Raw genomic sequence first — 1267 nt, 5'->3', positions numbered from 1 at the left:
TGTCGGTTTGGGGTACGATTTCGTGTTACCTGATGCTTAGAGGCTTTTCCTGGAAGCAGGGCATTTATCACTTCAGCACCGTAGTGCCTCGTCATCACACCTCAGCGTTAAAAGGTACCGGATTTACCTGGAACCTCCGCCTACATGCTTAAACCGGGACAACCGTCGCCCGGCTGACATAGCCTTCTCCGTCCCCCCTTCGCAGTAACACCAAGTACAGGAATATTAACCTGTTTCCCATCGACTACGCCTTTCGGCCTCGCCTTAGGGGTCGACTCACCCTGCCCCGATTAACGTTGGACAGGAACCCTTGGTCTTCCGGCGAGCGGGCTTTTCACCCGCTTTATCGTTACTTATGTCAGCATTCGCACTTCTGATACCTCCAGCAGCCCTCACAGGCCACCTTCAACGGCTTACAGAACGCTCCCCTACCCAACAACGCATAAGCGTCGCTGCCGCAGCTTCGGTGCATGGTTTAGCCCCGTTACATCTTCCGCGCAGGCCGACTCGACCAGTGAGCTATTACGCTTTCTTTAAATGATGGCTGCTTCTAAGCCAACATCCTGGCTGTCTGTGCCTTCCCACATCGTTTCCCACTTAACCATGACTTTGGGACCTTAGCTGGCGGTCTGGGTTGTTTCCCTCTTCACGACGGACGTTAGCACCCGCCGTGTGTCTCCCGTGATAACATTCTTCGGTATTCGTAGTTTGCATCGGGTTGGTAAGCCGGGATGGCCCCCTAGCCGAAACAGTGCTCTACCCCCGAAGATGAGTTCACGAGGCGCTACCTAAATAGCTTTCGGGGAGAACCAGCTATCTCCCGGTTTGATTGGCCTTTCACCCCCAGCCACAGGTCATCCGCTAATTTTTCAACATTAGTCGGTTCGGTCCTCCAGTTAGTGTTACCCAACCTTCAACCTGCCCATGGCTAGATCACCGGGTTTCGGGTCTATACCCTGCAACTTAACGCCCAGTTAAGACTCGGTTTCCCTTCGGCTCCCCTATACGGTTAACCTTGCTACAGAATATAAGTCGCTGACCCATTATACAAAAGGTACGCAGTCACCTAACAAGTAGGCTCCCACTGCTTGTACGTACACGGTTTCAGGTTCTTTTTCACTCCCCTCGCCGGGGTTCTTTTCGCCTTTCCCTCACGGTACTGGTTCACTATCGGTCAGTCAGGAGTATTTAGCCTTGGAGGATGGTCCCCCCATATTCAGACAGGATACCACGTGTCCCGCCCTACTCTTCGAGTTCACAGCATGTG

At 53.2% G+C, this 1267-nt stretch carries 1 rRNA gene; it reads right to left on the bottom strand.

Annotated features, from left to right (window positions below):
• Nucleotides 1-1267, bottom strand: a 23S ribosomal RNA gene (locus tag AB8804_RS23240); the annotation flags it as partial.

The organism is Enterobacter sp. KBR-315C3_2022, from assembly GCF_041399425.1.
In the GTDB taxonomy this organism is placed as follows: Bacteria; Pseudomonadota; Gammaproteobacteria; order Enterobacterales; family Enterobacteriaceae; genus Enterobacter.
The sequence above is the reverse complement of the archived record's forward strand: the minus strand, read 5'-3'. Positions and strand labels throughout refer to the sequence as shown.